Origin of the sequence: Thermotomaculum hydrothermale, assembly GCF_016592575.1 — a bacterium.
In the GTDB taxonomy this organism is placed as follows: domain Bacteria; phylum Acidobacteriota; class Holophagae; order Thermotomaculales; family Thermotomaculaceae; genus Thermotomaculum; species Thermotomaculum hydrothermale.
This window is the reverse complement of record NZ_AP017470.1, coordinates 1589946-1608251: the sequence shown is the minus strand read 5'-3', so window position 1 is coordinate 1608251 and position 18306 is coordinate 1589946. Positions and strand designations below refer to the sequence as shown.

The 18306-nt window shown below is 35.5% G+C and carries 19 protein-coding genes; 12 read left to right on the top strand and 7 right to left on the bottom strand.

Features of this window, described 5'->3' with window-relative positions:
* The first annotated feature begins 5 nt into the window (after positions 1-5).
* On the top strand, positions 6-569 hold the full coding sequence (locus TTHT_RS07420; protein ID WP_201327340.1) for an HDIG domain-containing metalloprotein: 564 nt from the start codon (positions 6-8) through the stop codon (positions 567-569).
* A gap of 86 nt (positions 570-655) precedes the next feature.
* Complete coding sequence (locus TTHT_RS07415) at positions 656-1975, top strand: aminotransferase class I/II-fold pyridoxal phosphate-dependent enzyme (protein ID WP_408033912.1); 1320 nt, start codon at positions 656-658, stop codon at positions 1973-1975.
* A 165-nt stretch (positions 1976-2140) separates the two neighbouring features.
* On the opposite strand, the gene TTHT_RS07410 is transcribed toward TTHT_RS07415, so the two are convergent.
* The 4 genes from TTHT_RS07410 to TTHT_RS07395 all read right to left on the bottom strand — a co-directional run bounded on the left by TTHT_RS07410 (position 2141) and on the right by TTHT_RS07395 (position 5657).
* A complete protein-coding gene (locus TTHT_RS07410) occupies positions 2141-2347 on the bottom strand; it encodes a zinc ribbon domain-containing protein (RefSeq protein WP_201327338.1) in 207 nt (68 codons plus the stop codon).
* A gap of 114 nt (positions 2348-2461) precedes the next feature.
* Positions 2462-3673: an alginate export family protein gene (locus TTHT_RS07405; protein WP_201327337.1), complete on the bottom strand. Its 1212-nt coding sequence runs from the start codon at positions 3671-3673 to the stop codon at positions 2462-2464.
* Positions 3674-3735: 62 nt separating this feature from the next.
* Positions 3736-5085 carry a multiheme c-type cytochrome gene (locus tag TTHT_RS07400; protein WP_201327336.1) on the bottom strand — a complete coding sequence of 450 codons (1350 nt, stop codon included), beginning with the start codon at positions 5083-5085 and terminating at the stop codon, positions 3736-3738.
* Positions 5082-5657, bottom strand: a complete 576-nt coding sequence (locus tag TTHT_RS07395) for a cytochrome c3 family protein (RefSeq protein ID WP_201327335.1) — start codon at positions 5655-5657, stop codon at positions 5082-5084. The genes TTHT_RS07400 and TTHT_RS07395 overlap by 4 nt, the downstream gene beginning before the upstream one ends.
* A gap of 123 nt (positions 5658-5780) precedes the next feature.
* Between TTHT_RS07395 and TTHT_RS07390 the strand changes: the two genes are divergently transcribed.
* The 3 genes from TTHT_RS07390 to TTHT_RS07380 all read left to right on the top strand — a co-directional run bounded on the left by TTHT_RS07390 (position 5781) and on the right by TTHT_RS07380 (position 8762).
* Positions 5781-6485 carry a response regulator transcription factor gene (locus tag TTHT_RS07390; protein WP_201327334.1) on the top strand — a complete coding sequence of 235 codons (705 nt, stop codon included), beginning with the start codon at positions 5781-5783 and terminating at the stop codon, positions 6483-6485.
* Positions 6482-8026 (top strand): sensor histidine kinase, encoded by a 1545-nt coding sequence (locus tag TTHT_RS07385; RefSeq protein ID WP_201327333.1) that lies wholly within the window; start codon positions 6482-6484, stop codon positions 8024-8026. The genes TTHT_RS07390 and TTHT_RS07385 overlap by 4 nt, the downstream gene beginning before the upstream one ends.
* 82 nt (positions 8027-8108) lie before the next feature.
* Entirely contained in the window at positions 8109-8762 is a 654-nt protein-coding gene (locus TTHT_RS07380; RefSeq protein ID WP_201327332.1) for a polyphenol oxidase family protein, read from the top strand.
* A 6-nt stretch (positions 8763-8768) separates the two neighbouring features.
* On the opposite strand, the gene lon is transcribed toward TTHT_RS07380, so the two are convergent.
* The 3 genes from lon to nrdR are packed head-to-tail and all read right to left on the bottom strand — an operon-like array spanning position 8769 to position 12020.
* Positions 8769-11132: an endopeptidase La gene (lon, locus tag TTHT_RS07375; protein ID WP_201327331.1), complete on the bottom strand. Its 2364-nt coding sequence runs from the start codon at positions 11130-11132 to the stop codon at positions 8769-8771.
* A 2-nt stretch (positions 11133-11134) separates the two neighbouring features.
* Positions 11135-11560 carry an Hsp20/alpha crystallin family protein gene (locus TTHT_RS07370; RefSeq protein ID WP_201327330.1) on the bottom strand — a complete coding sequence of 142 codons (426 nt, stop codon included), beginning with the start codon at positions 11558-11560 and terminating at the stop codon, positions 11135-11137.
* The gene (gene nrdR / locus TTHT_RS07365) at positions 11553-12020 is read right to left on the bottom strand and encodes a transcriptional regulator NrdR (RefSeq protein WP_201327329.1); all 468 of its coding nucleotides are present in this window, start codon (positions 12018-12020) and stop codon (positions 11553-11555) included. Before nrdR ends, TTHT_RS07370 begins: the two co-directional genes overlap by 8 nt.
* A gap of 108 nt (positions 12021-12128) precedes the next feature.
* Between nrdR and TTHT_RS07360 the strand changes: the two genes are divergently transcribed.
* From TTHT_RS07360 to TTHT_RS07330, 7 genes are all read left to right on the top strand, one after another.
* Positions 12129-12893, top strand: coding sequence for a hypothetical protein (locus TTHT_RS07360; protein ID WP_201327328.1), 765 nt, complete (start codon positions 12129-12131; stop codon positions 12891-12893).
* A gap of 1 nt (position 12894) precedes the next feature.
* Positions 12895-13986 carry an HD domain-containing phosphohydrolase gene (locus tag TTHT_RS07355; protein ID WP_201327327.1) on the top strand — a complete coding sequence of 364 codons (1092 nt, stop codon included), beginning with the start codon at positions 12895-12897 and terminating at the stop codon, positions 13984-13986.
* On the top strand, positions 13976-14722 hold the full coding sequence (locus TTHT_RS07350; protein ID WP_201327326.1) for a 3',5'-cyclic-nucleotide phosphodiesterase: 747 nt from the start codon (positions 13976-13978) through the stop codon (positions 14720-14722). Before TTHT_RS07355 ends, TTHT_RS07350 begins: the two co-directional genes overlap by 11 nt.
* Complete coding sequence (locus TTHT_RS07345) at positions 14712-15554, top strand: nucleotidyltransferase family protein (protein ID WP_201327325.1); 843 nt, start codon at positions 14712-14714, stop codon at positions 15552-15554. The genes TTHT_RS07350 and TTHT_RS07345 overlap by 11 nt, the downstream gene beginning before the upstream one ends.
* The gene (gene radC, locus TTHT_RS07340) at positions 15551-16201 is read left to right on the top strand and encodes a RadC family protein (protein WP_201327324.1); all 651 of its coding nucleotides are present in this window, start codon (positions 15551-15553) and stop codon (positions 16199-16201) included. The genes TTHT_RS07345 and radC overlap by 4 nt, the downstream gene beginning before the upstream one ends.
* A 71-nt stretch (positions 16202-16272) precedes the next feature.
* Positions 16273-17178, top strand: coding sequence for a PLP-dependent cysteine synthase family protein (locus TTHT_RS07335; RefSeq protein ID WP_201327323.1), 906 nt, complete (start codon positions 16273-16275; stop codon positions 17176-17178).
* Between the two features lie 205 nt (positions 17179-17383).
* Positions 17384-18301: a GSU2203 family decaheme c-type cytochrome gene (locus tag TTHT_RS07330; protein WP_201327322.1), complete on the top strand. Its 918-nt coding sequence runs from the start codon at positions 17384-17386 to the stop codon at positions 18299-18301.
* Positions 18302-18306 lie beyond the last annotated feature (5 nt).

Sequence of the window (18306 nt, the reverse complement as noted above, 5' to 3'; positions counted from 1 at the left end):
GTAAAATGGAAAACATAGTTGAAAAGGCTGAAAAACTTGTAAATGAGTATGTAAAAAGCGATTCATTGAAAAAGCATCTTAAAGCGGTTGCCTGTTCAATGAAATGGTATGCAAGAAAGTTTGGGGAAGATGAAGACAGGTGGTATGCCTGCGGATTATTACACGATTTTGATTATGAAAAATACCCTGACGCAGAAAACCATCCGTATCGAGGAGCAGAGATACTTGAAAAAGAGGGGTTTGACAAAGAGTTTGTTGAGGCTGTTTTAGGCCATGCGTCATACACAGGGGTTGAAAGAAAAACTTTAATGGCAAAAACACTCTTTGCTGTTGATGAATTAAGCGGTTTTGTAATTGCAGTTGCCCTTGTAAGGCCTTCAAAACTTATTGGTGATGTAAAGGTTAAATCGGTTAAAAAGAAGATGAAGGATAAGGCTTTCGCAAGACAGGTAAACAGGGATGAAATAAAACAGGGGGCAGAGGAATTGGGAATCCCCCTTGAGGAGCACATTCAAAATGTTATTACAGCTTTAACAGAGTGTGCTAAAGAGTTGGGATTTGAGGGATAATTTACTCTAAAAATAAACTTTTCCTTTAAAAATAATAATTTTGTGTTAAAAAAAGAATGGGTTTTTGAAAAAAGTAAGGGGAGGAGATTGTGGCTATACCAATTGATAGAGAACTTTTTAAAAAAAGATTAAGTGAAAGTTCAATAAACAGCCTTTCAACCGCTTCAATCAGGGAAATAAAAAAGCTTGCAGACATACTTGAAAGGGATACTGGAGAAAAGTTTATAAGAATGGAAATGGGAATTCCAGGCCTTCCACCTTTGAAAGAAGGGGTTGAAGCACAGATTGATGCTTTAAAAAAAGGGGTTGCTGCAATCTATCCAGATATTCAGGGTGTTCCTGAATTAAAAAGAGAGATTTCAAGGTTTGTAAAACTTTTCTTAAACATAGATGTTGACGCTGAGCATTGCGTTCCAACTGTTGGTTCAATGATGGGGGCTTTTGTTTGCTTTATGACAATAAACAGGATGTGGCCGGACAGGGAAGGCACGCTTTTCATTGACCCGGGGTTTCCAGTTCAAAAACAGCAGTGCAAGGTTTTAGGCCACGATTATATGAGTTTTGATGTTTACAATTACAGGGGGAAAAAGTTAGAGGCAAAGTTGAGGGAATTCCTTGATACCGGGAAGGTTTCCTCAATTTTGTATTCAAATCCAAACAATCCAACCTGGATTACATTTACAGAGGAAGAGCTTGAAATTATTGGCAGGCTTGCAAATGAATACGATGTTATTGTTATTGAAGACCTTGCATATTTTGGAATGGACTTCAGAAAAGATTACTCAAAGCCTGGAGAACCTCCATATCAGCCAACAGTTGCAAAGTATACAGATAACTATGTGCTTCTTATCTCTTCTTCAAAGTTTTTCTCCTATGCAGGGGAGAGAATTGCAATGATTGTTGTTTCAGACAAGTTGTGGGATAGAAGGGAAAAAGGGCTTTTAAGGTATTACACTTCAGAAAAATTAGGAGATGCTTTAATTTTCGGTGCTGTTTACTCCCTTTCTTCAGGCACCTCTCACTCGGCACAGTATGCACTTGCTGCAATGCTTAAAGCGGCAAACGACGGCAGGGTAAACTTTGTTGAATATGTTAAGCCTTATGGAGAAAAGGCAAAGATTATGAAAAAGTTGTTTACAAAGTACGGATTTAAAATTGTTTACGATAAAGATCTTGACAAGCCTATTGCTGATGGATTTTACTTTACCCTGTCCTATCCTGGGATGGATGCTGAAAAGTTACTTGAAGAGTTGTTAATTCACGGAATAAGTGCAATTTCTCTGATAATTGCAGGAAGCGAGAGAAAAGAGGGAATAAGGGCCTGCACTTCCCTTATTCAAATGGAGGAAATGCCCATACTTGAAGAGAGGCTTAAGATTTTTGCGAAAGACAATCCTATTACATAGAATTTTGGATTCTTGATGTTGGATTCTGGATTGAGGCATGATTTCTTTAAATAAAAGGATTTTTACCTTAATCCATAATTCATCAACCAAAATCTAACATCTTCTAATAAAAAATTTTGAATTTTGAATGCTGGATTTTAGATTAAGGAAAAATTTTCCAACAAATTAATTTGTAAAGAAGTCGAAAATATTGCCCAGAGTGCTTGAATCTTTTGCGTAAAATTCAGTGTACCCGCAAACTGTACAACTGATGGTTGTAAACCTTTTATTTTGTACATCAAAAATTTTACTGAAAAAGCCGCCTGTTGCTCTCATTTCACCCTTTTTGTATTCCCTGTTTCCGCATTTTGGACAAACATATCCTTCATTCATTTTTCCCTCCTAAAAAAACTTACTTTATTTTATACGAAGATTTTCTTTTTTGTGTTTTCGGAAAACAAAAAAGGCGGGTAACCCCCGCCTATGTGAAAAAATAATTGTGGATTGTTAAAACTTATACATCACCCTGAACCAGACAACTTTTTCATCCAGTGTCGGGTTATTTTCGTAATTTTTTGCATTGTAAAATGCAGCTTTAGCAAGGCAACTTAAATTTTTATTGATTTTTCTAACAACCAGAATGTCAAGTTCATCTCCGTACTTTTCCCCATATGTTACATTTTCATTTGTATCAAAGCTGTGGTAAACAATTACAAGTTTGTGTTGATAGATTTTTGTTGAAAACTGGACAAAGTAATCGTCAAGTCCATTAACAAGCTTTCCACCATTTGTTCCTAAAAACTGGTCTGCCCAACCATTAAACTTATGGGCGGTTGAGAAAAGGGTGTCAAATGGCCTGTCGTTTCCATCCTGTCCAGAGATTAAATTGCAACCTACTCCAAGTGCAAAATTTTCAAACTTGTATTCAATAAAGGCGTTAACCATATCTCCGCCATGATTTTCACCATCAGCAAAATCATTCTGGATAGCGTATGTTAAGTCGTAGTTGAAATTGTTGATTGAACCTAAAAACCTTAATCCGTATGTGCCACTGTCTCTTGAATCAGGGGAGTCGCTTTCTGTGTCAAGCAGGTAGGCAAATGCTGTAATCTTCATATTTTTGTTAACCTTAAATGTATCGTGTACTGCATAAAGCCCATCAAGATCAACATGGGTTAGAAGAATTGTATTTACCCTGTAAATGTATGCGAAACTTAAATTATTTCTATCAGTATTTACAGCAAGTACCGCTCCGTCAAAAGACTGGCCATTCTGCCTCCAGCCTACATTGCCTATTAACCTTGCGTCATCAAAAATAATCTCCTGTCTTCCAGCTTTAATTGAGAAAATATTGTTAAATTTGTAGGTGAAAAAGAATTGATGCACCCTTGAGCCATCAGGGTCAGCAATAACATCGTATGCTGGGTCTCCACCGCCAGGCCATCTGTAATCATCAACTATTTGAGAAAGGTTGTGCATCTGTAAAAACATTGAAAAACCGTTGTAATCTGCTGTTTTAAAGCCTAATCTTGTTCGTAAGTTAAGCCCTTTTGCACTGTCTAAATCTGCAGGGTCGTCTAAATCTGAGTATTCAAAACTGAACCTTAGTTCAAGTGTTGCCTTGCCGTCTTTTATTGAGTCAAGAAAACCACCTGCAAATGCGGGAATAAATGTAAACATTAATAAAATTGAAATAATGGATAATAGGTATTTTTTCATTTCTGGCTTCCTCCTTGATTTTTTTTAAATAAAAAAGGGGGGATTCCCCCCTTTTTACGGTATCATAAAGGTGCACTTGACATTACAAATGAAACTTCTTCAATCTTGTTATGCTTAATTCTGTAATTATAAATCTCCTGCATATCTTTGAATACCTGGAATAACTGGAAGAATCCATGCCAGTGGGCGTAATCAGGCCCATTCATTGCTGCTCCCATTCTTGCCCTTCTTCCAACATGGTGCCATAAGAAGTAGTAAAGTTCCTGGAAAGAATCTGACCATGGGTCTTTTTTAAGTAAGCCTTTTGCCTTTAAGTCTTTTAACATTTTATCTGCTTTTTCAAAATATTCATTGTAAAGAGCAACTGAATCATCAAGAGTTTCAAATGTTGCATCTGTCTGAGTTTTTGAGTGGCAATTCTGACAAACCTTTTTCATTAAAGGTCTTCCTTTTTTCCCGTTTCCTCTTTCTCCGCTTCTTACAACACTCTTTTTATGCATCAAATCCCAGTGCAACCTTTCGTTAACATTGTGAGTTGTGCTTAACTCTCCAATTCCGCTCATATGGCAGGTTGCACATGTTGGTGCTCTATAATCTCCAGGCTCCCACGCATCAGGGGCTGAATCCCAATTCCACTTTTCACCATCTGTTAAATACATCTGACCGTGCTTGCTCTCGAGATAAATCTCTATATTTGGATGGTCGGGGCCTAAGTGGCAGGATGCGCACGCTTCTGGCTTCCTTGCCTCTTCAATGGAGAATCTGTGCCTTGTATGGCAAACAGAGCAGTTTCCTATGCCTCCATCAGGGTATCTTGTTCCTACACCGGCAGGCCATGTGCCGTTTATTGGTTTTCCGTTTTTAACCTCAACCTTTGTTCCGTGGCACATCTGACAGCCGGAACGCCTTGTAGCAGTATTTTTCCCTATTCCCTTTTTTACACCCATAAATTCTCCACCTTCAAAATGGTACATAAGTTTTTGAAACTTTGCTTTGTCAACCACTGGAGCAGCGGCTAATTTGGCATGTCCACTTTTAAGGAATTGTTCAACTTCAGTTGGATGGCATTTTTGACAGGTTTTTGATGACACCATTGGAGAGATGTAAATGTTTGTCCCCTTAACTCCAGGACATTGAGATGCCATGGGGTTTGACTTTTTAACAACATGGCAGTCATAACAGGAAACCCCTGCATGAGCCATTCTTCCGTCTTTCCAGTCTGCAACTATCCCTGGTGTCTTTTCAGAGTGGCATTGAATACACTTCAACGCTTCTTTTGAATAACCTCTCTTAATTTTTAGATCCGCTTTTGAAAGGTTTGGATAGTTGTTACCTTTTGTCGCATTATTCTCCCCGTAGGCAAAAAGGGCAGTAAATGCGAATAATACCAGAATTAAGACACCTTTTCTCATAAAGCCTCCTTGTTAACAATTTTATTTGAGAGTTTAAGTTTTAAGTCACCGTGCCCCACATCCTGATGGCAGGATATACAGGTTTTATTTGTCTCCCCTAATTCATACTGTCTGTGGGCTTTAAATGCTTTGATGGGAATTCCCGGAGCAACTAAATTTACATGGCACTTTTTGCAACCTGACTCATAGGTAAACTCTTCCCTTCTTTCAAGGTTTTTGATCCAGTCAGGCTGGTAACCGAATATTGTGGCAACAGTATCCTTTGTACCAGAAACACCTTTAGCCCATAGATAATGCACTAAATTGTCGTGGGGAAGATGACAGTCAACGCACCTTGCCACAACAATACCTTTTTTCCCTGTACCGTGTACCCCCTCTTCCCATGCTACATGAAAAACTTCCATTGAATGACAACTGGCACAGAATTCAGGTGTTGAGGTGTGTTCAATTATTCCTATTTGAAAGATTATGAAAACGGTGGCAAATATAACCCCCACAATTAATCCTTTTACAAAGATCCTGTCTTTAAAAAATGATTTAATTTTTTTTATTAACCCTTTTTTTTCATCCAAAATAAACTCACCTCCTTTCCGTTAATTTAAGTTTAAAGTTAATTATGTAAATAGGGTGTTAAAGTGTGTAAATTTTGTTAAGCTATCTTTACATTACTTTTTTTTAATGATAAATTTTACTGTATGGAAAAAGTGAAGATTCTTATATGTGAAGATGATAAAGAGTTGTTGGAGATTTTTAACCTTATTTTAACGATGGAAGGTTTTGAAATCGATATTGCGGAAAGAGGCATTGACTTTAAAAATATGCTTGAAAGAGAAAAATATAGTTTGATATTACTTGATTTAGGGCTTCCTGATATTGACGGTGAGCATTTGTGCAAATTTGTCTGCGAAAACTATGATATTCCGGTTATTGTTGTTTCTGCAAAAGATAATGTTGCAACAAAGGTGCTTTGTCTTGAATATGGGGCGGATGATTATATTGTAAAACCTTTTGAAACTGTTGAGTTGGTTGCCAGAATAAAAAGTGTTTTAAGAAGGAGCAAAAAGAGATTTCTGTCTGAGAATAAGGAAGATTTGCAAAAAAGAATCCGATGGGGGGAGCTTGAAATAAATCCTTTGGGAAGAAAAGTTTTGAAAAAAGGAAAAGAAATTGCTCTTACCCCAAAAGAGTTTGATCTAATATTGTTTTTTGCCAAAAACAGAGGGAAAACTTTTCAGAGGGAAGATATTGTTGAGACTCTTTGGGGAGAAAAATCCCTTTATAGATGGTCAAGGGCTATTGATGTACACATAAACCATTTAAGAAAAAAGATTGAAGACAATCCTGCAAATCCTGTATATATTCAGACAATACCAGGTGTAGGTTACAGGGCAAAAAAATGAAATTAATTTTAAGATTAACAGTTTTTCTTTCAGTAATAATTCTGGTGCTTTCAATCTTTCTATTTTCTATTTTCAAAAATTTTCAGGAGGAAATGCTTTTAAATATTGCAAAAACAAGGGCAAAAACCTTATTTAATATGCTTGTTTTGACAAGACAATGGGTTGCAGACAGAAGAGATGAGGTAAAGCCTGTCCCTGCAATTGTAACCAAGGAATTATCCAATTATGCAAACAATTACTCTAATTTCTCTTTCCACATAACAAGTGATAAATTAATAAATCCAGAAAACAAACCTGATGAATTTGAAAAAAAAGCGATTGCTTTTTTTAAAAAAGGTAGCAAAGAGGTTTATTCTTTTAAAACAGATAAAAGTGGAAAGGTTTTTTTCAGGTATATGGCGCCTTTGTATATAAAGAAAACCTGTTTAAAGTGCCATAGTTATCAAGGTTATAAAGTAGGTGATTTCAGAGGTGGAATATCAATTACAATACCAGTTGAGGATTTAGAAAATTATGTTTACAAAAGCAGTTTTTTTCTGACTTCTTCGATAACCTTGCTCTATATAGCAGTAATTTTCTCTATAATTCTTCTTGTTTATTTTTATGTTATAAAACCTGTTCTTTTAATTAAGGATGCAGCAAAAGAAATTGAGTCAGGAAACTTCAATGTAAAAGTTAATATTAACTATGACAATGAGATAGGAGATCTGTCAAATAGTTTTAACTCAATGGTAGGGAAACTTGCTAAAAGTGAGGAAAAACTAAAAGAGGAAATTAAAGCATTATCGGAAAAATATGACAGGGTTATAAAAGAATTGGAGTTAAAGAGTTTAAAACTTAAAAAAGCTAATACTTATAAGAGTGAGGTGCTTGATCTTATTGCACACGAGATTAGAACACCTATGACAAAAATAATTTCCTACTCAGAGCTTTTAACTAAACCAGAGGTGAAAGAGAATAAAGAGTTGTACCATAAAATAGTAAATACAATTCAGAGAAACGGAAAGATATTAAGCCAGTTATTTGATAATATTCTTGTAATGACCAGGGTTGATTCAGAGTATAAGATAGAGCCTGTCGCAGTTGATATATGCAGGATGTTCATGGATATTATCCAGAGATTCAAAGATGAAATTGAAAGAAAGGGAATTAAAATTGAGATAAATTGCCATAGAAAATTATTAGTTTGTGCAGATGTTGATTTACTCCCCTATGTTTTTATTAACCTTATTTCCAATGCTATAAAGTTTAATAATGAGAAAGATGGTTTAATAAAATTTGAAGGTAGAAAAGTAAAAAATGGTGTAGAATTTTCTGTTTTTAACACAGGTGTTGGTATTGATAAGAGTAAAATAGAAAAGATTTTTAAAAGATTTTTCAGAGATAGGGAAAACTCTGGCAAGGTTGAAGGAGTTGGATTAGGTTTGTCAATTGTATCAAGGATAGTGGAGAGACATAACGGGAATATTACGGTAGAAAGTGAAAGAGATAAATGGGCTAAATTTATTGTATTTTTGCCTTTTGTAGAAAAAAAAGGATAGGCTTAATGGCTTTTATAAACTATGTTGACCTTGATTCTTTTCTTGAAAAATACATTGAGTTTAAATAAAGGGTTATTAAAAAATGAAAGTTATGGTTTTTCCTGTTAATGAGAGAAATATTCTTGCAGGGGTTAGTTTTAAAACAGAAGAAAAAAAGATTGTTCTTGCTGAAAAGATAAAAGATTTTGTAGGTTTTAATGATTTTTCATACCTTAATCAAATTCACTCTGGAAAGGTTGTTGAGGTAAATGAACCTGTTAAAGGAATAGATGGAGATGCACTGTTTACATTTGAAAAAGGGATAATGCTTTCAGTTTTTACTGCAGATTGTGTGCCTGTTTACATCTATTCTGATAATTTTGCAGGTATAATTCACGCAGGCTGGAGAGGATTTGTTAACAATATCTTTGAAAACTTTTTTGAAGAGATTACAAAAAGAGGGGTAAATTCCAAAAGATTAAAGGCAATTATTGGTGTTTCTATTTGCGGTAACTGTTATGAAGTGGGGGAGGATGTTGCAAAGCATTTTTCGGAAAAATTTTTAAAAAGGGGAAAAAATAAATTCCTTCTAAATTTAAAGTTATGCGCCTTTAACAAACTTCTGTCTTCAGGTTTAAAAGAAGAGAGTATTTCTATTTCCCCATATTGCACAATGCACCACAATTACTTTCATTCTTACAGAAAAAATAAAACAGAATTCAGAAATGTGAATTTTATAGGGATAAAGGGGGAATAATCCCCCCTATTTTACCAATGCAAGCTTAAAGACTTCATCAACATTCTTTACATAGTGTATTTTTAAGCCTTCAAGGTATTGAGGCTCAATCTCTTCAATCTCATTCCTGTTTTCTTTAGGTGCAATAATGTCAACAATACCCGCCCTCTTTGCAGCAAGTATTTTCTCTTTAAGACCACCAACGGCAAGTACATCTCCCCTTAAAGTGATTTCTCCTGTCATAGCAACACTTGCCTTAACTTCCCTTTCGGTTAAGGCTGATAAGAGAGAGGTTGCAAGTGTAATTCCAGCAGATGGCCCGTCTTTAGGTATTGCCCCTGCGGGGACATGGATATGAATATCTTTTTTATCAAAGGGGAATTCTTCTAAGCCGTATTTCTTTTCATTAGCCCTTAAATAGCTTAAAGCAGCCTGTGCAGACTCTTTCATTACATCCCCTAATTGCCCGGTTAAAATAAGCCTTCCATTTCCCCTCATAACTGAGGTTTCTATGAAAAGAATATCTCCGCCAAAAGGTGTCCATGCCAACCCTGTTGCAACTCCTATTCTGTTTTCTTTCAGCCTTCTATCTTCAAGTATTTTTTCTGCACCTAAAAATTCTTTTACATCTTTTGCTTTTACTGCGTATTTAATTTCAGGATTGTCAAATTCGTTGTTTTCAACCATTTTAAAGATGATTTTTCTAATCAATTTATTTATCAGTCTCTCTAAATTTCTTACTCCCGCTTCCCTTGTGTAGCCTTCAACAATCTTTTTAATTGCCCCTGAAGTAATTTTTATTTTACCCTTTGGTACACCGTTTTCCTTCATCTGTTTGGGGATTAAATGCCTTTTTGCAATTTCAACCTTTTCCTCAAGCGTGTAACCTGGTATGTGGATTACCTCCATTCTGTCTAAAAAAGCAGGTTGAATTGTGTCTAACTGGTTTGCAGTTGTAATAAACATAACACCGGATAAATCAAATGGCACTCCAAGATAATGGTCTCTGAACGAATTGTTCTGTTCAGGGTCTAAAGCCTCAAGCAATGCGTTTGATGGGTCTCCCCTGAAATCTGCGCCAATTTTGTCCACCTCATCAAGCATAAATACAGGATTCATTGTGCCTGCCTGTTTTATCCCCTGAATAATTCTTCCAGGCATTGCACCAACATAGGTTCTTCTATGCCCCCTGATTTCTGCTTCATCTTTAACACCGCCTATTGACATTCTTATAAACTTTCTATTTAAAGCATTTGCAATTGAGCGGCCTAAAGATGTTTTCCCGACTCCTGGAGGTCCAACAAAGCAAAGAATAGGGCCTTTCATATCCTTTTTTATTTTTCTCACAGCAAGGTATTCTAAAATTCTCTCTTTAACCTCTTTTAAACCGTAATGCTCTTTGTCCAGAATTTTTTTGGCCTTTAAAATATCAAGGTTGTCTTCAGTAAATTTCCCCCATGGTAGGTCAAACAGCCAGTCAAGGTATGTTCTAACAACGCTTGCCTCGGCAGAATCACCGTGCATTCTTGCAAGCCTTTTAATCTGTTTTTCAGCTTCCTTCCTTGCTTCCTCGTTTAAAGGGGTCTTTTTTAATTTTTCCCTGTATTCTTCTAATTCCTGTTCAAAGTCTTCTGATTCGCCTAATTCATGGAGAATGGCTTTTAATTGTTGCCTTAAAAAGTATTCTCTCTGGGATTTATCAATTTCATCCTTTGCTTCAAGGGTGATTTTTTGCTGCAACTCAAGGACTGCAATTTCCTTTGCAAGGTAATTGTTTATTTTTTCAAGCCTTTTAATAGGGTTTGTTTCCTCAAGCAATTCAATCTGTTCTTCAATTTTAAGATTAAGGTGATTTGTTATAAAATCTGATAGTTTCCCCGGTTCTTCAATTGTTGCGATAAGGCTTAAAAACTCAGGGGGGACTGTTTTTCCTAATTTTACTGCCTTTTCAAACTGTTCAAGAACTGTTCTCATTAAGGCTTCAACCCTGACATCCTTCTCAATTACCTTGTCGTTAACCCTTTCAATTGCGGCTTTGTAATAAGGCTTTCCGTCGTTTAAACTTTTAATCTTTGCCCTGTGAATTCCCTGAACCAGTATTCTCAGTGTCCCGTCAGGCATTTTAAGCATTTTTATTATCACTGCAACAGTTCCTATCGGGTACAACTGGTCTATGGTAGGCTCTTCAATTTCAGGATTTTTCTGGGTTGCAAGAAATATAAACCTCTGTCCTTCAAGTGCAGCATTTACAGCTTCTATTGAGGCAGGCCTTCCAACAGATAAAGGAATTAAGAAATAGGGGAAAACAACAACATCCCTTAATGGTAACACCGGCAGAATGTCCGGAGTATTTATTTCTGGTTCTGTAAAATTTTCTAACTGCTTCTCCATACCTACTCCTCTTCTTTGATTTTAACTTCCACTTTTTTTGCTTGTTCTTGAACAAATGGGATTGTTACTTTCAAAACCCCTTTTGATAAAACCGCTTCAATTTTCTCTATGTCGGGGGTATTTCCAAGGAAAATTCTTCTTTCAAAATTACCGAACTTACGCTCGATACATATGAAATTTAAGTCCTTATCCCCTGTTTTGTCAATTCTTTTTATACCGCTGATTTTCAAATGTCTTCCTTCGCTTTCTATTTTTATATCCTTTGCATTGAATCCAGGTAGATCCATGTAGATAATAACCTTACCTTCTTTTTCAAAGATATCCATAGGTGGAACAAACCCTGTTACCTGTCTTTCAGGGGAAAGAGATATTATTCTTTTTATTTCATCTTCAAGGTGTTTAAGTTCATAGAAGATGTCATTAATCACTTTTGCCCCCCTTTTTCATTAACCTTTGAATTTCCTTTAAAAATTCTTCAACATCTTTAAAGTCTCTGTAAACAGAGGCAAAGCGCACATAGGCAACGGAATCAAGGCTTTTTAGCTTTTCCATAACTATCTCACCAATCTCTGTCGCTGGTATTTCCCTGTCCCCCTTTTGATACAACTGAACTACAATGTCATCTATTAAATTTTCTATATCTTCAATTTTTACAGGTCTTTTTTCGCAGGCTTTTAAAATTCCTCTGAGCAATTTGTCCCTGTTAAAGCTTTCAATTCTTCCATCTCTTTTAATAACCCTTAAAGGGTTTTCTTCCACCCTTTCATAAGTTGTAAACCTCTTTCCGCAGTTTAAACACTCTCTCCTTCTTCTTATAACCCTTCCTTCGTTAATCTCTCTTGAATCTATTACTTTATCTTTGTTTTCACGACAATACGGACACCTCATACTCTAATTATAAGTTTAAAGTGATAAAAATCAAATTTATTAATTTAATGCAATGCTTGAGTTTTTTAATGTTAAAATTAAAAAAGAAACATACTTAGAGGGGGTATTATGAAAAAGGTTGTTGTAATGTTATTTGTCCTTTTTGCTTTCAACCTGTTTGCCGGGATATACAAGGTTTACTTTATTAACGGCGGAATTCTGGTTTTAAAAGAGAAGCCTGATTTTTCTAAAAAGGTAATTATAGGGATAACTCCTGATGGGAAAAAGATAAGTTTCCCAAAAAAACTGGTAGATTTTAAAAAGACAGAAGAGGCAAATAAACCTGAGAAAAAGAAAAAAGTAGTAGAGACTCAGAAAAAAACAATAAAAATTTTAGACTCAAAAGAGACAATTGAAAAAAAATCGAAGAAAAAACCATTGATAATTACAGAAAGCACAGTGAAGTTAGAAAAAAAAGATAAAAAAAAGGAAAAGAATAAAAAGGCTAACCCCTATATGTCCTGGAAAAATGAGGAACCAGAGGCAGATATAACAAATGATAGTGCTGCTGCAATGTCTCCAACTGAAGGGATGAGTGAAGAGCAGGCTGAAAAGTATTGGAGGGAGAAATTTATCACCCTGAATAATTCAATTAAGAAAACTAAAGAGGAAATTGATGCAATACAGAAAGAGCTAAACAGGTTGATGACGGAAAAACTTAATACCGATGATAATATTGTGATAATGAATATAAATGCCCAAATGACAAAACTTGAAAAGAAGAAGAAAAAACTTCAAGAAAGATTAAAAACACTAAAAAAACAAAAAGAGGATTTACAAGAACAGGCGAGAAAATCGGGGGCTCTTCCAGGTTGGTACAGAGATTTGATTTAATATGAACAACAATTTTTACGAAAAATTGTTAACAATCTGGGAAAGGTTAAACTCAGAGTTAGATATTGATTTTGTGCTTACAAATGCTATGAGTTTACTTGAAGAGGAGATAGGGGCTGAAAGAAGTTCAATCTGGGAAATTGATTCTGATAAAAATGAGATTTTTTTCAGAATTTTAAGTGGAGATGAGAGCGAAAAACTAAAAGAAATCAGGCTTAAAATGGGTGAAGGTGTTGTAGGTCACACAATATCTGAAAAAAAAGTTATTATAATCAACAATGTAAAACAATCACCTTATTGGTCAAAGAAAGTGGATAGCGTAAGCCATTTTGAAACAAAGTCAATTTTATCAGTCCCCCTTGAATACAAAGGGGAGGTTATAGGTGCTATCCAGCTAATTAATAAAATTAAGGGAGATGGTTTTTCGAAAGAAGATTCTGAAAAGGTTAAAATGATTGCAATCCCAATTTCAACAGCCCTTGTTAACGCAAAAATGTATAATGAGCTTAAAAATATTTTCTTTGAAACATCACTTGCTTTGGCCGATGCTATTGAAAAAAGGGATTACTATACAGCCGGGCACACAAGAAGAGTTATGAAGTATAGTGTGATGATTGGGGAGAGGTTAGGCTTTTCAAAAGAGCAGTTGTACTGGCTTTCTCTATCTGCAATTCTTCACGATATAGGCAAGATAGGTATTCCGGATGCAATCTTAAACAAGCAGGCACCATTGGACAGTGCAGAAAGGGAAATTATGAAAAAACACCCTGTTTTAGGATATGAGATTGTAAAAAAAGTTGAAGGGTTGAGAAAGGCTTTAGACGGTATTTTGTATCACCATGAAACAGAGGATGGAAGCGGATATCCTGAAGGCTTGAAGAATGGAGAAATTCCTTTGTTTGCAAAAATAATATCTGTTTGTGATACATTTGACGCAATGACAACTGATAGGCCTTACAGAAAAGCTTTAAGTTATCAAAAAGCAATTGAGGAAATTGATAAATATTCTGGAAAACAGTTTGACCCAAGGGTTGTTGAAGTGTTCAAAACTATTATCAATGAAAAGGTTATGAGGGAGTTGAATGAAGGTTGAAGTATTAGGTTGCTCAGGCGGAAAAGACAAAAATTCGAATCTTCCTTCTTTTTTAATTGATGGCAAAATTCTATTTGATTGTGGTTCTGTATGCTCTTCACTCTCTGTAGAGAGACAGGGAGATATTGAAGTTTGTTTTATATCACATGCACATTTTGACCATATATGCGACCTTCCCTTTGTTGCAGATAATCTATCTATTTCTGGGAAAAATCTTAGAATTTTTGCGACAAAAGAAACATTGAAATTAATCTCAGAAAATGTTTTTAACGGGAAAATATGGCCGGATTTTAGAAAAATTCCAGACAGAGAGAATCCTACTTTGATATTCGAAGAGGTTTCAGATGGAGAGGTTTTGAAAATTGAGGGATACGAGATTGAGTTTTTTAATGTATATCACACAGAGGGAAGTATAGGTTTTATTATAAGTGATGAAAAATCAAAACTGGCATATACGGCAGATACATACCAAACAAACGGGTTATGGAAAAAACTTTATGAAAAAGGGGTAAAGTCAATTATTACTGAATGTTCTTTCCCTTCAAAGAGGGGAAAAATCGCTGAAGTAAGCTATCACCTCTCTGTTGAAACATTTATTCAAGAATTAAAAAAGATGGACAAATTTGACAATATCTTTGTCTTTCACTTAAAACCACATTATAAAGATTTGATTGAAAAAGAATTGAAATCGTTTGATGTAAAAATTTTGAAGGACGGGGAAATTATTGAGATTTAACTTCAAAATAAAAGGCTTTGTCCTTGCTGCAGGGTTGGGAACAAGGCTAAAGCCAATCACTGATAACATACCCAAACCTCTTGTAACATTGGGAGATAAAACTCTTATTGAATACGGATTAAATCTGTTTAAAAAAAATAGAATTAAAGAAATTGGGTTAAATATTCACCATAAAAGAGAGCAATTGGAAAAATTCGCTAAAGAAAACGGTTTAATTCCATTTTACGAAAAAGAGATTTTAGGAACAGGTGGCTATCTTACAAATTTAAGGAAATTCTTTGATGCATATATGGTTACAATAAACTGCGACACTGTATTCTTCAATGATGAAGGCATATTAGACAGACTCATTAAAAGTCACATTGAAAATAAAAACCTTATAACACTTGTTTTGAAAAAATTAAAAGGTGAAAAAGCCACTCCTTTTCAGGTTGAGGGACAATCAATTAAATCAATAGGTAAAGGGGGAGATTATTTTTTCACAGGATTGCAGATGCTCTCCCCTGAAATAATCCCATTAATAGAGTACTCTATTGTTGATGTTTACAAAAAACTTATTCCTACTAAGAAAATAGGCTTTGTAGAATTTAGGGGGACATGGTTTGATTGCGGAACACTATCAGGCTTGATAAACGCAAATAAGTATATTTTTGGTTCTGGAAATTCAGTTGTTTATCCGGGTGGTGATGTCTCAAAAAATATCACTCTAAAAAATTCAGTAATCTATAATGCAAAGGTTGAGGGATACGGGGAAATAATAAACTCAATAATCTATGAAAATGCGTACTTAAACTTGAAAGGCGAGCAAATAGAAAATAAAATAATTGTATGAAACCGAGAGAAAAATTAATTGAATGTGGAGCAAATAAGTTAAAAGACGAAGAATTGCTTGCCATTCTTTTGAGGACAGGGATTAAAGGAAAGCCTGTTGTTCAGTTTTCAAAGGAAATTTTAAAAGAATTTGGTGGATTTTCTGGTTTGCTTGACGCAGATATAAAGGATTTAATCAAAGTAAAAGGATTAAATACTTCAAAGGCAACTTTGCTAAAAGCATTATTGGAGATTGTTCACCGATATTTCAGGGAAAAGATAACATTATCTGAGTTTAAGTTACAAAATCCAGAAAGTGTATATAAGTTTTTAATGTCTTCAATTAAATGGGAAGATAGGGAAAAATTCAGTGTCCTCTTTGTAAACAATGCTTCAAATCTAATAGATTGTGAAACACTTTTTATGGGAAATGTGAACTCTATCCCCCTTTTTATCTCAGAGATTTTAAAAAAGGCTTTAAGAAAGGGAAGCAGGGGGATAATTGTCGCCCATAACCATTTAACTGAGAATATTAAGCCAAGCAATGAGGATATCAGGTTTACAAAAAGGCTTTTAGATGCATGCAATATAGTAGAAATTGAATTGATAGACCACATAATCTATAACCCTCAGGGGTATTTTTCTTTCAAATCAGAGGGAATTATTTAGTATAAGTTTTAACATTTTGCTTGAATTCTGGTAAACTTTAAATTTGAGAACCAAAACTACGGGAGTGGGATATGAAAACTTTTCTGGATTTAGTTGGGAACACACCTCTTGTTGAATTAAAGAGGTTTTCAAAACCTGAAAAAAATGTGCGTATTTTTGCAAAATTGGAGATGTTTAATCCTTCTGGTTCATTAAAGGACAGGATTGTTAAATACATGATTGAAAAGGCTGAAAAAGAAGGAAAATTAAAAAAGGATATGATAATTGTAGAAGCATCAAGTGGAAATACAGGTATTGCCCTCTCAATGATATGCAATTTAAAAGGATACAAGTGCAGGATTTTTATGCCTGAAAGCAAAAGTATGGAAAGAAGGGTAATGATAAGGGCCTGGGGAGGAGAGTTGATTTTGACAGATCCAACCAATCAGAATAGCCATATTGAGGCTGCAGAGGAGTTGTGCTCAAAAGATCCTGAAAAATACTATTACTTTAACCAGAATGGAGACCAGGGCAATACAGAAGCCCATTATATAACTGGAAAAGAGATTGCACGGGATTTAAAGGATGAGGGGGTTGACTACTTTGTGGCAGGATTGGGAACAGGTGGCACTTTAATGGGTGTCTCAAAAGCTTTGAAAGAGGAATTTGGAGATAGAGTAAAGATAATAGGGGTTCACCCTGCCACTCCGATAAGCCATATTGAAGGTTTGCTGCACCTTGACGGAAGTTATGTCCCACCTATCTGGGATAAGGATAAAATAGACTCACTTGAAACTGTAACAGACGAGGAAGCATACAAATACACAAGAGAATTAGCACTTAAAGAAGGTATTTTTGCCGGGATATCAAGCGGGGCGAACCTATGTCAGGCATTAAAGATTGCTGAAAAGGTTGAAAATGCGAATATTGTTTTTATATGCGGGGATAGAGGAGAAAGATACCTTTCAACGAAACTCTGTGATGTTTACAGGTATTAGAAAGTAAAAAATATTAATCCGATATTTCGAAAAAATTTTGCCAATAAAGATTACTGCGTGTGTTTTAATTTTTACAAAGCTATTAAAGGTAAAAGTTATTGCAAAATGTAATTTAAGGTATTATCATATAAAAAGATAAGGTTTTATTAATGAGCGTGGGGTTTCTGGTACTAACCTTCTTAAATTCGAAAGGAATGGAGAGGTTATGAGGAGGTTAACTTTAATTTGTTTGGTTGTCGGGTTTGTGTTATTTTTCCCAAGCCTGGCAATTTCTGCCGACAAAGGTTTTGTCGGAGTGGACACATGTTCAGGTTGCCATGAAGATGTGGTAACGGCTTTTGATAAGTCATTCCATGCCACTTACTTTAAAAAAGGCGACCAATTTAAGTGCGAAGCATGTCACGGTCCTGGCGAACAGCATGCAGATGAAGAGGACCCGTCTTTGATTTATGGCCCTTCTAACAACAAATTTAAACTTGAAAAACAGTGCTTAAAATGCCACTCTAATGTTCTTCATGGATTAAAAGAAAAACATGTTATTGAGTATGGAGTAGGCTGCACAGATTGTCACAAGGTTCACCAGCCTGCTTTTAAAGGTAGTCTGGTAAAAGAGGAGAACAAACTCTGTATTTCCTGTCACAAAAAGGAAAGAGCACAGTTTTTACTTCCTTCTCACCACCCGGTTGTAAAAGAAGGAAAGATGAAATGCATTGATTGTCACAAGTTTGATGGCTCAGAAGAAAACAAGCTGGATGAAAGGGTAAATGCAAAGTGCTTAAGCTGTCATCCACAGTACAGAGGTCCATTTGTATTCGAGCATGCTCCAGTTGCTGAGAATTGTACAATATGCCACAATCCTCATGGAGCAGTTGCTGATAATCTTTTGAAGAAAAATGAGCCTTTCCTGTGCTTACAGTGCCACCAGATGCATTTCCATGCAACTTTACCCGGATATGAGGGAACTTCAACAGAGCCTAACCATCCGGATAGGGTTGTGCGTTCAGATAGGCAGTCTTTTAAGAGAGCGTTTACTACCAAGTGCACCCAGTGTCATACAAGGGTTCACGGTACAGACCTCCCGTCCGAGGGCTTAAGCGGACAGGGTAAGGCATTAACCAGGTAAGGAGG